The following is a 13,056-nucleotide window of genomic DNA, read 5'->3' as shown; positions in this document are numbered from 1 at the left end:
GCGGATGGCCGGCGGCACCTACACGCTTGTTCTCTCCCGAGCCAGCGACGGCGCCGTCGAGGTGGGCGCGCTCGGTCCGCTCGACTTCCCGGCCGACTGGTACGCCTACACCGGGAGCGCACTCGGGCCGGGCGGATTCGCCCGCGTCGACCGCCACCGCGCCGTCGCCCGCGGCGAGAACGACGCCCGCCACTGGCACGTCGACTACCTGCTGGGCGACCCGGCGACGAGCGTCGAGCGCGTCGTGACGACCACAGCCGATATCGAGTGTGCCGTGGCGCGGCGACTGGTCGACGCCGTTGGTGGGGCAGTCCCCGACTTCGGCTGTTCGGACTGTGGCTGTGCCTCGCATCTCGTCGGGTGTGCGGAGCGGGCGACACTGGTGACGGCCGTCGAGCGGGCCCACGACGGGGCTGCCGAGAGCGGTGGCTGAGCAGCTAGAGATACAGACGGCCGGAAAGACCCGGACGACGCGGGGGCTAGTATGCGACCGAGGGGCCCATCAGGCGCTCTCGTCGGGCAGGTCCCGGTGAATCTTTCAGGCCCGATACGCCAGAAACACGCCCACTGGCAGCGCGATAACCGAAATGATGCAGAAGAAGGCGACGACTACGTACACGTCTCTGCGAGTTCTATCGCTGTCGATGGAGGGCATTGTGGCAACGCTCGCCCGGTTCAGGTAGTAGCCTGAAGCATCTATCGGTCAGCAGACCACGGCCGTCTATCGCACGGTCCGATACAGCGCGAACAGCAAGACGAGCGCGAGCAGGGCCAGTGGCACGGCGAGCAGTCGCATCGCGCCCGCGACGCCGGTGTCACTGATGACAAAGCCCATCGCGGCGGGGACGATGGCGATACCGGCGGCGCTGGTGACGGCGGCGCTCGCGTTGACCGGCGCGCTGTGTTCGGGCACCGCCTCGGTGGCGTAGGCCAGCAGCGTCGGGTACATCCCCGAGAGCGCCAGGCCGATGGTGAAGAGGCCGACGAGCAGCCCGTACCCCTCCGCGACGAAGAACGTGTAGGCGAACGCGGGGATGGTCAGCCCGGTCAGCCCGACGGCAAGGCGGACGTAGCCGACCCGCTCGGAGAGCCACCCGGAGACGAACCGACCCGGGATGTAGGCCGCCAGCATGACCGACAGCGACGCCGTCGCGAGCGACCCGGGCAGTCGCCCCTGGGCGTACGTCGTCACCCAGGTAAAGAGTCCGCCCTCTAACCCGGTCGAACAGAAGAGCGCGACGGCCATCGTCAGGACCGCCGGCTGGCTCGTGATGCGGCGGAGTTCGGCCCAGTCCAGCGGGTCGTCGCCGCCGTCGACGTCCGGCGTCGGCAGCCAGAGGGCGAGCGCGACCACCGGGACGAACGCGAGCGCGAGCGCGTAGTAGGCAAGTCGCCAGTCCCCCGCGGCGACGGCGGCGGCGACCAGCAGCGGGCCGGCCGTCGCGCCGACGGCCCACATCATGTCGTAGAAGCCGAAGATGCGGCCCCGCTGGGCGGGGTAGAGATGCGAGAGCAGCGGTCGGTCGGTCCCCCGGCCGACGCCGGTAAAGAGCCCCCGACCGAGCAGCGCCGCCAGGAAGAGGGCGAAGGAGGGCGCGACGCCCATCACCAGGATGCCGACGCCGGTGCCGACGATGCCGACCAGCAGGAGCCGTCTCGTGTCGAGGCGGCCGGCGACGGCGCCGACCACCATCACCGCGAGCACGTAGCCGACGGTGCCCGCTGGCGCGACCAGTCCAAGTTGCCACTCTGGCACCTCGAAGGTCCGCCGGAGCGCGGGGATGACCGCCCCGCGCATCTGCAGTCCGGCGCCCTCCAGCATGATGTACGCGAAGATAGCGACCGTCCACCAGCGACGGCCCGAGCGGTCGCTCACCACGTCCTCGCCGACTTCCTCCTCCGGCGCCTGCATGGCGGACGATTCGCTCATCTACCTGTCCCTGCGCCCGCCAATGGGAAAAATATTTTGTATATTGTATCATAATATTCGGCCATGTCTGCGGACACGGTGCGAGACCACCTGCGCGCGTTCGGGCTCTCGGCGAAGGAAATCGACGCCTATCTGGCCGTGCTTCGGGCCGGCGCGGCGACGACGGGGGAGGTGTCGCGGGCGGCCGACGTCTCCCAGGGGTACGTCTACGAACTCGCCGGGGAACTGGCCGACCGGGGGCTGGTCACCATCGACGAGACGGCCAGTCCGACCGTCATCCGAGCGCGCCCGCCCGACGAGGCGCTGGGCGCCTTCACCGCGCGACTGGACGACCTCCAGGCGGGCGTCGAGTCGCTGTACACCGCGCCGGACGACGACGGCACCGCGGTCGAGGTCGTCCACTCCCGTGCGACGGTCCGCAAGCGAATTCGGCACTACCTGGGCGACGCGGAGCGAGAGGCGTTTCTCGTGCTCCCGGAACCGGAACTCGCCAACCTCGAAGCCGACCTCGCCGCCGCCCGCGAACGGGGCGTGTTCGTCTATCTGCTCGCCGTCGCGCCGCTGTCCTCCGACGTGGCCCCGGACTGGGCGGCCTGTGCGGACGTGGTCCGGGTCTGGGACGCCGCGCCTCCGGTCACCGTCGTCGTCGACGAGCGGACCGGCGTCCTCGGCGCCCACGGTATCCTCGCCGGCCGTCACGGCAGCGAGTACGCCCTCTCCTTTGCCCAGCACGAGGTCGCCAGCGGCTTCTTCGGCAACGCCGTCGCCAACTTCTGGCCGATGGGCGAGGTCCGCCACGTCACCGACCCCGACGAACTGCCGGCGACGTACGACCACCTCCGGACCGCCGCGACCAACGCCGCGCTCCACCGGGCCGAGGGCCGGGACCTGCTCGCCGACGTGACGCTCGAAGACCTCGACGGCGGCGACGACCGGCGCTACGAACGGGTGCCCGTCGTCGCGGTGCGCCAGAACCTCGTCGGCGACCCCACCAACGACTTCCCGATGGAGAACAGCCTCGTCTTCGAGACGCCCGACGGCCGCGTCGCCGCGGGCAACGCCGGCGGCGGTATCGGGCCGTTCTACGAGGGGTACGGGGCACGCGCTGTCACGTTATACGGCGGCTAACGCCGGCGGCGGCCGTCCGGGACCGCCGCGAGAACCCCGTCCGGTCCGCTGTCCCGTCGCGTCTCCCGCACTGGTGACTCCTCTCACACCGCCCGAGCCGCCGCCACGCTGAGTCGTCAGGTTATGTAGGAAGTAGTAAGGCCCCCTCGGCCCTCGCCCTGGGGTAGTGACAGACGACAATCGGTCGTGCGGTTCACGGTCGGACCACTGCCGGCCCGACGGTGGCACGAAGACACTTCTCACTGCTGCGGCCTTCTCGCGGGAGGTATCGCCGGCGACGGCGGCAGCGGTGACCACGGGGAACGATTCGCCGCGACAGCGCGTCAGGTCGCCCGACGGACGCATCGCGGTCACCGTCGACGTGACCGACGGGGTCCCGACGTACAGCGTCGCGGTCGCGGAGACCACCTACGTCGAACCCTCGGGAATCGGCTTCGACTTCAGAAACCAGCCCGCCTTCGGGGCCAGCCACGAGGCCGCGCCCGAGGTCCGAGTCACCGGCGCCGAGCGTGGCTCCGGGACAGAGTCGTGGGAACCGGTCGTGGACCAGTATGACCGCGTCAACGCGACGTATCGCTCGCTCCGCCTCGGCCTCGCGGAGACCGCCGACCCTGGCCGGGCGGCGACGCTCGAACTCCGGGTGTTCGACGACGGCTTCGGGTTCCGGACCGTCTTCTCGACGGACTTCGGTCACGAGGACGGCCAGTTCGTCCTCACCGGCGAGAACACCGCCTTCGACTTCGCCGAGGACTACGACTGCTGGTGGATAGAGAACCGCTTCTCCCAGCCCGAGGGCGAACCCGGTCGCTTCGAAGACGAGTACCGCGAGACGCCGCTGAGCGAGCTCCCGTCGGGGAGGCGGTCACAGCTCCCGGGCGGTGCGGGGACTCGCCGGGGCGTCCACACGCCACTGACCATCGACGCCGGCGAGCTCTATCTCAGCGTCCACGAGGCGGCTCTGACCGACTACGCGACGCTCTCGCTCGCCCCCGACGGCGACGGGGCGACGACGCTCTCGGCCGAACTGGCCCCCCTTCCCGACGGGACGAAGGTGTCGGCACGGGCGCCCCACGTCACGCCGTGGCGGACGGTACAGGTGGGCGACTCGCCGGGCGACCTGCTCGAGTCCTCGCTCGTCCCGCTGCTCAACGACGACGTCGACGAGTCGGCGCTCCCGGCGAGCGCCGAGGGCCCGGACACGGACTGGATAACGCCGAAGAAGTACGTCGGTATCTGGTGGATGATGATAGCCGGGGCGGCCAACTGGCAGTACCGGAGCGACGCGGACCTGGCGGCCGACGACATCGACCCCGGGAAATACATCCACGGCGCGCGCACCGAACGGATGAAGCGGTATCTCCAGTTCGCGAGCGACAACGGCGTCGACAGCGTGCTCGCCGAGGGCTGGAACGAGGGCTGGGAGGACTTCCCCGGCCCGGCCGGCGACGCGCTCGACTTCTCCGTCGACGGGTCGACGCCCGACTTCGACCTCGCCGGCGTGACGGCCTTTGGACAGTCGCTGTCCCCGGCCGTCGAGATGACGATGCACAACGAGACGGCCGGGAACGTAGTCAACTACGAGGCACAGCTGGCAGACGACATCTTCGGCGACTACGAGGCCGAAGCCATCCGCTCGGTCAAGACCGGCTACGTCTCCGACCCCGGCCTGGGGTTCGAAGACAACGCCGAACCCACCCACAACCACCACTGTCAGCTGGCGGTCAACCACCAGGAACTGGTCGCCCGACGGGGCGGTGCCAGCCGCCAGTTGCTCGAACGCCACGAGTCGGACAAGCCCACCGGCAAGCGCCGGACCTACCCGCACCTGGCCGCCAGCGAGGTGCTCAAGGCCCAGGAGTACGACGGGTTCGGCCGACTGGGCTCGGACGTGGGCGAGGGCCACCACGTCACGCTGCCCTTTACCCGGATGCTCGCCGGGCCGATAAGCTACCAGCCGGGGCTGTTCGACATCCGCCTGGACGGGACGGCCAGCGGCCGCGTCCGGACGACCCGGGCCAAGCAGCTGGCGATGTACCCGACGTACAACGCCGGGATGCAGATGCTCGCCGACCGCATCGAGGCCTACGTCAGCCCCGAGTTCGAGGTCGGCCAACTCCTGCAGGCCCAGTCGGGCGCCCTCGACGGGCTGGTCACGGCCGATACGTGGCGCAACGCCTTTGGCGCTCACTACGTGCCGATGGACCCGAACCGGGCTGAGCCCGGCGCGTCGGTGTCCTTTACCGTCAGAGACGTGCCCTCGGCAGGCGAGTACGACCTCCACCTGCGCTACGCCAGCGACGGCGACGCGAACACCCCCCGGGTGCGCCACAACGGCGGCCCGCAGGCGACCCTTCGGGTCGACGGCGAGACGACGACTATCGCGCCCGACTACACCGGCTACTGGGACCAGTGGGAGGTGTTCACGACGACCGTCTCCCTCTCGGCGGGCGACAACACCGTCGCGCTCGAACTGCAGTACGACGACGAGGGCTCGCAGTTCCGGGGCGACGTGGGCGGGTTCAACCTCGACGCCGTCGCGGTCACCGAGGTCGGCGAGCCGTCGCCCGTCCCGGCCGAGTACGAGGGGTACACGCCCGAAGCGGAGAACTTCGAGACGCTGCCAGCGTTCGACTTCCTGGAGGCGGTGCCCGCCGGCGGCTGGGACGACACCCGGGTCGTCGACGCCGAAATCGGTGACTACAGCGTCGTGGCCCGCCGGGCCGGCGAGGAGTGGTTCCTCGGCGCGATGACAGACGAGTGTCGACGGGTGCTCGACGTGCCCCTCGACTTCCTCGGCCCCGACGACGCCGACGCGGGGGGACCGTCCCTCGTCGCGGAGATATACACCGACGGCGTCGGTGCGAGCGCCGCCGACACGGCCGACGAGGTCCACATCTCGCGGGCGCTCGTCGACCACGAGACGGCGCTCGTGGCGTCCATGGCCCGGACCGGCGGGACCGCCGTCCGGATTCGGCCCGCAAACGCCGGGGAGTTGCAGGACCTCCCCGAGTACGAGCGCCCGACCGGGGCCTTCGACGCGAGTATCGACGCCGAGCAGGCCGTCGGGGCCCCGCTCGCCGCCGTCACGGGACGTAACGACACCGACACCGTCGGCGGTGCGACGCTCGAACTCCTCGTCGACGGCGAAGTCGTCGAGTCCCGTACCGTCCGACTCCCGGCCGGCGCGACCGACGCCCCCGTCAGATTCGAAGGCGGCGTCGAGACGCCCGGCGAGTACGACGTGACCGTTCGCCGCGGCGACGGGACGGTGCTCGCGAGCGAGACGGTGTCGGTCAGTCACCGGTGACCGTCGTCAGCGACGGGTCCGGCGCGGTCAGTTAGCCGACGCTCGGCGGCTTCGAGCGCGGCCCTGCCGGCGCGACCGTCGGCGCGCTCGACTAGCTATCCGTCGACGGCCCGCTGTGCGGCTTCGAGCGTGAACTCCCCCTCGTACAGCGCGCTGCCGACGACGACGGCCGCCGCGCCCGCCGATTCGAGCGCCTGTACGTCCGCGACGGTGGCGACGCCGCCGCTGGCGACAATCGGGACGTCGACGGCCTCGACCAGCCGTTCGACCGGCTCGGTCCGGACGCCCTCCAGTTGCCCCTCCACGTCCACGTCGGTAAAGAGGACGCCGGCCGCGCCGAGGTCGGCGTAGCGCCCCGCGGCCTCGGCGGGGTCCAGTCCCGTCCCCTCGGTCCACCCCGAGACGACGACCTCGCCGTCTTTCGCGTCGAGGCTGACGAGGACGCTCTCGGGATGGGTTCGGCTTATCTCCGCGACGATGTCGGGGTTCTCGACGGCCGCCGTCCCCAGGATGACGCGGTCGACGCCGCGGTCCAGCAGCGAGATGGCGTCCTCGGCGGTCCGGATACCCCCGCCCAGTTGGACGTCGACGCCGTCGCCGACCGCCTCGAGCACCGCGTCGATGGCGTCGCCGTTTACGCGCTCGCCCTCGAAGGCGCCGTCGAGGTCGACCAGGTGGAGGGTGCGGGCGCCGGCGTCGACCCACCGCTGGGCCGCCGCGACCGGGTCGCCGTACGTCTTCTCGGTGCCACGCTCGCCACCGACCAGCTGGACCACCTGCCCGTCCTGCATGTCGACCGCCGGCACGACCTCGAACTCGGGGAACATGGCCGGCAGTCGGGCACGCCCCGTCGAAAGCGTGTCGGTCCCTCACGCCCCACGACGCTGCTGTCAGCCCACACCCTTATCCGGCCCGACAAGCATCCCCCAACCATGGCAGAGGGAATCCCGCTGCTCACACCGCTGGCTCGCCGGCTCGAAGCCGTGATGTTCGGCCGCTACGAGCGCCAGTATCGGCTGTTCGCACAGGCGGTCACCGTCGTCGCCGCCGGGCTGGCGCTGGCGTGGGGCGTCTTCGCGCTGGGACTGCTCCCGCTGGGGGCCGGCGCGACCGCAGTGCTTTCGACCGCGGCGAGCGTCGCCGTCACGGCCTTCGTCATCGTCGGGCTGCTCCAGTTTCTCGTGCTGGCGAACGTCCTCGAACGGGCCAACGAGGACGTAGCGACCGAGGCCGCCGAGCTGGAGGCGGCGGCCGAGCGGCTGGAGCAGACCGCCGAGGAGCTGGAACAGTCCGCCGAGGCCGTCGGGGACGCGGCCGAGACGGTGGACGACGCCGCCGACGAGGTCGAGGGTGCAGCGGCCGAGACCGACACCGACGGGGCCGCCGAGACGGCGACCGAGGCGAGAGACCGCGCGACCGAGGCCAGAGCGACCGCAGAGACCGTCGAGGACGCGGTCGAAGACGCGAAGGCGGCCGCCACCGACGTCGAGGAGACGGCCGCACAGAAGCGCGAGCGACTCGCCGGCGCCGAGGGCGACGGGTCCGACAGCGACGACGCCGACGGCCAGTAGCCGGGCTTGCCACGCACTCACACGCTCGGCCAGTGTCGGCACCCTTTACCGGCTCCCCGGCCTGCACACTGTATGGTCGAAGTTCTCTTTATTTTCGGGCTAGCCGTCGCGGTGTTCGTCGGGTTCAACATCGGGGGGTCCTCGACGGGGGTCGCGTTCGGGCCGGCCGTCGGGTCGAACACCATCGGGAAGCTCGCGGCGGCGGCGCTGATGACGACTTTCGCGCTGCTGGGCGGGGCCACCGTCGGGACGGAGGTCATCGAGACGATGGGCGGGCAAATCGTCCCGAGCGGCCAGTTCACGCTGCTGGCCAGCGTGACGATTCTGTTCTTCGTCGGACTCGCGCTCCTCGTGTCGAACCTCTTTGGCGTCCCCGCCTCGACGTCGATGACCGCGGTCGGGGCCATCGCCGGGCTGGGCGTCGCCAGCGGGACCATCGACTGGGAGGTGATGGGGCGTATCGTCTCCTGGTGGCTGGTCGCGCCCATCGTCGCGTTCTGGCTGTCGGCGGTCGTCGGCCGCTACCTCTACCCGCATCTGGCGGCCCGCATCGTCTTCGAGACGGACGGGCCGGAGACGAGTCGGCGCGAGCGGGTCGGACAGGTCCTCGTGGTCGCCATCGGCTGTTACATGGCGTTCTCGGCAGGGGCAAGCAACGTCGCCAACGCCGTCGCGCCACTCGTCGGAAGTGGTTCGCTCGAACTGTATCCGGGTGTCCTGCTCGCCGGCGGCGCCATCGGCCTGGGCGCCTTCACCATCGCCCGGCGCACCCTCGACACCGTCGGCAACGACCTCACCGAACTCCCAATCCTGGCGGCGCTCATCGTCGAGACGGTGAGCGCGACCATCATCAGCCTGCTCTCGGCCGCCGGTATCCCGGCGAGTCTGGCCGTCTCCGCGACGATGTGTGTCGTCGGGCTGGGGTGGGGCCGGGCGACCCGGACGACGACGCTCGCCGACGCGGCCGAGGCCGCGGTCAGCGGGGCGGCCGCCACGAGCGACGAGGGCGGCGTCTCGGTCAACGCCCTCGCGGCCGACCACGAACCGGCCGACCCGGACGGCGGCGAGCCCGCGGACGTACCGGCCATCGGCGAGGAGGACCCCGAGTCGGCGACGACCGCCGCCGACCTGTTCAACCCCGCGGCGACGGGGCGGGTCGTGATGCTGTGGATTCTCACGCCGAGCATCTCGGCGGTCGCCTCCTACCTGGTCTTCCAGTACGCACTGTGACCCGACACGGGACCAGACAGTAGCCTTTACTCCCCGGCCCGTCTCCTCATCGTATGGTCGAGGTCCTCTTCGCGCTGGGGCTTGTCGTCGCGGTTTTCGTCGGGTTCAACATCGGTGGGTCCTCGACGGGGGTCGCGTTCGGGCCGGCCGTGGGGTCGAACACCCTCTCGAAGCTGTCGGCGGCGGCGCTGATGACGGTGTTCGCGCTGGCCGGCGGACTGCTGGTCGGACCGGCGGTCGTCCAGAGCCTGGGCAGTGACCTCGTCGCGACGCCGTTCTCGCCGCTCATCAGCATCGCCGTCCTCTTTTTCATCGGGACCGCGCTGTTCCTCTCGAACGTCGTCGGCGTCCCCGCCTCCACGTCGATGACGGCGGTGGGCGCCATCGCCGGCCTGGGACTCGCCCGGAAGACGCTCAACGCCGACCTGATGCTCGAAATCGTCGTCTGGTGGCTGGTCTCGCCCATCGTCGCGTTCTGGGTCAGCGGCGTCATCGGGCGGTACTTCTACCCGACGCTCGTCCGGTGGTTCGCCGTCTCACAGAGCGAGGGGGACCTGCTGGATTTCGACCGCTCGGGCGCGGTTCCGCGCCCGCGACTGGGCGAGCGCACGACCCCCCGCGAGTTCGTCGGCACCGCCGTCGTCATCGGTATCGGCTGTTACATGGCGTTCTCGGCGGGGGCAAGCAACGTCGCCAACGCCGTCGCGCCCCTCGTGGGCAACGGCTCGCTGGACCTCTATCCGGCCATCCTGCTGGGCGGGGCCGCCATCGGGCTGGGCGCGTTCACCATCGCCCGGCGGACGATGGACACCGTCGGCAACGACCTCACCGACCTGCCTCTCGTGGCTGCTATCGTCGTCGCGACGGTCGCCTCGACCATCGTCACCTTCCTCTCGGCGCTTGGCATCCCGGCCAGTTTCGTCATCATCGCCACGATGAGCATCGTCGGGCTGGGCTGGGGCCGGGCGACCCGGATGACGCGCCTCTCCGACACCGTCACCGGCCACGACGCGCCGGACGTCTCCGTCGGCGCGCTGGCCGCCGACGCCGACGACGCGCCGACGGTCGGCGGGAGCAAGGGGACGCCGGAGCCGAGCGAGCCAGACCCCATCGGCGAGGAGTCCAGCGAGGACATCCCCCGGGCCTCGGACCTGTTCGAACCGGCGACGACCGCCCGGGTCATCTTCCTCCAGAACGTGGTCCCCTCTATCGCGACGGTCGCCGCGTACCTCGTCTTTCGGTTTCTTCCGGTGTTTTGACGCCGCTCAGTCTGTCACTATCGTACACTCCGGCTGTTCGAAGGGCAAAGTCTAACAGTACGGGGTTCGAACGCCGCAGTGATGCCCACGGTAGAGTACCTTAACTACGAAGTAGTGGACGACAACGGCTGGGACATGTACGACGACGACGTCTTCAGTGAGGCCGCGGACCTCGGTCTCGACGACGAGGACCACGGCGAACTGGAGGTCAACGAGGGCGAGTACATCCTCGAAGCGGCGGAGGCCCAGGGCTACGACTGGCCCTTCTCCTGCCGTGCCGGCGCCTGCGCGAACTGCGCCGCCATCGTCCTCGAAGGCGAAATCGACATGGACATGCAGCAGATTCTCAGCGACGAGGAAGTCGAAGAGAAGAACGTCCGACTGACCTGTATCGGCAGCCCGGACGCCGACGAGGTCAAGATCGTCTACAACGCCAAGCACCTCGACTACCTGCAGAACCGCGTCATATAAACACCGACAGGTGCGTTCGACGAACGCACGGTTCTCCGGGAACGCGCGTTCCCACCTTCTCACGCCGACGAGTCGCCGGACCCGCTACACCAGCAGTACGAGGACCGCGACCAGCAGCAACACGCCGACGACGAGCGCGACGATGGCCCCGCCGTCCAGCCCCGACCCGCCGTCGGCCGTCGCGGGTTCGGCGGCGGCGGTTTCGGCCGTCGCAGTGTCGCCCGCGGCCGGCTCGGCGTCGCTCGGCGTGAGGTCGACCGCCTCGATGCCGTCCTCGTAGGTCGCTCGGGCGTCCCTGACGGTGGCGATGTGGACCCCCAGCTCCTCGGCAAGCTCCGCGTTCGACAGCTCCGGGTTTCGCACCGACCGCTCGAGAATCTCCGCTTCGAGCCCGCTCCGGGCGTCTCTGACGAGGGCGGTGTGGGTCCCCAGTTCGTCGGCGATGTCGGCGTTCGTCGCGTCCGGGTTCCGAAGCGTCTGGGCGAGCACCGCCGCCTGGACGTCGCTACGGAGGTCGCGTATCAGGGCGGTGTGTGTCCCCACCGCGTCGGCCAGTTCGGCGTTCGAGATGTCCGGGTCCGCCGCTGCCCGCTGGAGCGCCGCCGCCTGCGTCCCGGAGAGGTCGTCGAGGACCCGCTTCCGCGACGAGAGCTTCCCCGGGCTCGACTCGTCGTCGTCTTCCGCCGTGGCCGCCTGCTTTGCGTGACGGAGGTCACGGACGAGGGCGGTGTGTGTCCCCGTCTCCTCGGCGATGTCGGCGTTCGACAGCCCCGGCTCCGAGTCGAGCAGGTCGAGGATGTACCGCTGGGTCGGCGTCGGGTCGTCGAGCGCCATGGTCACATTCCCCCCGACGTGCCAGCCGTCCACTCGTCGCTTCCACCGTCGGTCCCACCGATGCCCCGTTTAATTCGCGCCGATTTACCGCTCATACAGCTTTCAACATCAAGCTATGCTAATCAATCTACCGGCAGCATCTATATATGACGATGCAGGATTCGGGCCGTCTCGTGCCGAATCGCCCTCTCGCCGTCTCGCGACAGGGCCCGCTCGCCGTCTCGCGACAGGGCCCGCTCGCCGTGTCCGGTTTCACCGCCTGACCTACCGGAACCATTAGGACCGTCGGCGTGGGATGGGGAGTCGTGCTGGGGTCGATACCGGACCTGTTGCGACTGCTCGCCGTCCCCGTCTTCGGCTGGGCGGCCTACCGCGACATCGAGACCCGTCGCGTCCCGAACCGGACGTGGGCGCCGCTGGCCGTGCTGGCCGTCCTCCTCCTGTGCTGGGACACCTACGCCGTCGTCACCGGGCCGGCGACCGGACGGCTGTTCTTCCTCCAGGTCGCCATCAGTCTGGGCTTCGTCGCCCCGCTCGCCTACGGCTTCTGGCTCATCGGCGGGTTCGGCGGCGCCGACGCAAAGGCGTTCATGCTCGTCGCCGTCCTCTTTCCCGTCTATCCGACCTACTACCTCCCGGGGACGGCGCTGCCCCTGGAGCCGTCGCTCGTCGGCGTCTTCTCGCTGACCATCCTCTCGAACACGGTGCTCGCGGGCGCGGTCTACCCGCTCGCCGTCGCGGCCGGGAACCTCGCTCGCGGCCGCCGCTCGTGGGCGATGTTCGTCGGCAAGCCGGTGGTCGTCGACCGGGTTCCGGCGGCGTACGGCCGCCTGCTGGAGACGCCCGACGGGTTCACCCGCGCGGGACTCGACCTCGACGCGCTCCGGATGTACCTCCGGTGGCGCGGCGCCACGCTCGCGCAACTCCGGGCCGACCCGCGGGCCCACCGCGACCCCGACTCGCTGCCCGAGGAGCCGAACCCGCCGGGCGACGGCGCCATCGCCACGGACGGCGGGACGCCGGCGCCCGACGGCGGTGTCCCCGCCGAGGGCACCGCCGACCAGTTCGGCACCGCCGCCGGCCCCGACCCCTGGGGCGCCGAGGCGTTCCTCGACGACATCGAGGGGTCGGCTTACGGCACCGACCCCGAGACGCTGCGGGCGGGACTGGAACTGCTCGTCCGCGCCGACGAGGTGTGGGTGTCGCCGGGCATCCCCTTCCTCGTCCCGATGTTCGTCGGGCTCGTCGCGGCGCTGACCTACGGCGACGTGCTGTACGCGCTACTCGCGGCGCTCGGCTTCGCCTGAACGGCACGCGGCCGTGCAA

The 13,056-nt window shown here is 70.4% G+C and carries 11 protein-coding genes; 8 read left to right on the top strand and 3 right to left on the bottom strand.

Going from position 1 to position 13,056, the window contains the following annotated elements; all coding sequences use genetic code 11:
* The first annotated feature begins 4 nt into the window (after positions 1 to 4).
* On the top strand, positions 5 to 433 hold the full coding sequence (locus tag NDI86_RS10075) for a GIY-YIG nuclease family protein (RefSeq protein WP_310900294.1): 429 nt from the start codon (positions 5 to 7) through the stop codon (positions 431 to 433).
* Positions 434 to 721: 288 nt separating this feature from the next.
* On the opposite strand, the gene NDI86_RS10070 is transcribed toward NDI86_RS10075, so the two are convergent.
* Positions 722 to 1,930, bottom strand: coding sequence for an MFS transporter (locus NDI86_RS10070; protein ID WP_310900293.1), 1,209 nt, complete (start codon positions 1,928 to 1,930; stop codon positions 722 to 724).
* A gap of 63 nt (positions 1,931 to 1,993) precedes the next feature.
* On the opposite strand from NDI86_RS10070, the gene NDI86_RS10065 reads away from it, so the two are divergent.
* Entirely contained in the window at positions 1,994 to 3,058 is a 1,065-nt protein-coding gene (locus tag NDI86_RS10065; protein ID WP_310900292.1) for a TrmB family transcriptional regulator, read from the top strand.
* A gap of 166 nt (positions 3,059 to 3,224) precedes the next feature.
* Positions 3,225 to 6,365: a glycoside hydrolase family 97 N-terminal domain-containing protein gene (locus NDI86_RS10060; protein WP_310900291.1), complete on the top strand. Its 3,141-nt coding sequence runs from the start codon at positions 3,225 to 3,227 to the stop codon at positions 6,363 to 6,365.
* 95 nt (positions 6,366 to 6,460) lie between these two features.
* On the opposite strand, the gene hisA is transcribed toward NDI86_RS10060, so the two are convergent.
* Entirely contained in the window at positions 6,461 to 7,192 is a 732-nt protein-coding gene (hisA, locus tag NDI86_RS10055) for a 1-(5-phosphoribosyl)-5-[(5-phosphoribosylamino)methylideneamino]imidazole-4-carboxamide isomerase (RefSeq protein ID WP_310900290.1), read from the bottom strand.
* Positions 7,193 to 7,297: 105 nt separating this feature from the next.
* Between hisA and NDI86_RS10050 the strand changes: the two genes are divergently transcribed.
* The 4 genes from NDI86_RS10050 to fer all read left to right on the top strand — a co-directional run bounded on the left by NDI86_RS10050 (position 7,298) and on the right by fer (position 10,896).
* The gene (locus tag NDI86_RS10050; protein ID WP_310900289.1) at positions 7,298 to 7,936 is read left to right on the top strand and encodes a hypothetical protein; all 639 of its coding nucleotides are present in this window, start codon (positions 7,298 to 7,300) and stop codon (positions 7,934 to 7,936) included.
* 72 nt (positions 7,937 to 8,008) lie between these two features.
* The gene (locus tag NDI86_RS10045) at positions 8,009 to 9,166 is read left to right on the top strand and encodes an inorganic phosphate transporter (protein WP_310900288.1); all 1,158 of its coding nucleotides are present in this window, start codon (positions 8,009 to 8,011) and stop codon (positions 9,164 to 9,166) included.
* Between the two features lie 53 nt (positions 9,167 to 9,219).
* Positions 9,220 to 10,425, top strand: coding sequence for an inorganic phosphate transporter (locus NDI86_RS10040; RefSeq protein ID WP_310900287.1), 1,206 nt, complete (start codon positions 9,220 to 9,222; stop codon positions 10,423 to 10,425).
* Between the two features lie 81 nt (positions 10,426 to 10,506).
* Positions 10,507 to 10,896: a ferredoxin Fer gene (fer, locus tag NDI86_RS10035; protein WP_310900286.1), complete on the top strand. Its 390-nt coding sequence runs from the start codon at positions 10,507 to 10,509 to the stop codon at positions 10,894 to 10,896.
* An 84-nt stretch (positions 10,897 to 10,980) separates the two neighbouring features.
* On the opposite strand, the gene NDI86_RS10030 is transcribed toward fer, so the two are convergent.
* A complete protein-coding gene (locus tag NDI86_RS10030; protein WP_310900285.1) occupies positions 10,981 to 11,730 on the bottom strand; it encodes a hypothetical protein in 750 nt (249 codons plus the stop codon).
* A 305-nt stretch (positions 11,731 to 12,035) separates the two neighbouring features.
* On the opposite strand from NDI86_RS10030, the gene NDI86_RS10025 reads away from it, so the two are divergent.
* On the top strand, positions 12,036 to 13,037 hold the full coding sequence (locus NDI86_RS10025; protein ID WP_310900663.1) for an A24 family peptidase: 1,002 nt from the start codon (positions 12,036 to 12,038) through the stop codon (positions 13,035 to 13,037).
* The last annotated feature ends 19 nt before the right edge of the window (positions 13,038 to 13,056 follow it).

Source organism: Haloarcula onubensis (assembly GCF_031624605.1).
GTDB lineage: Archaea > Halobacteriota > Halobacteria > Halobacteriales > Haloarculaceae > Haloarcula > Haloarcula onubensis.
This window is presented reverse-complemented; position numbering and strand designations above follow the sequence as displayed.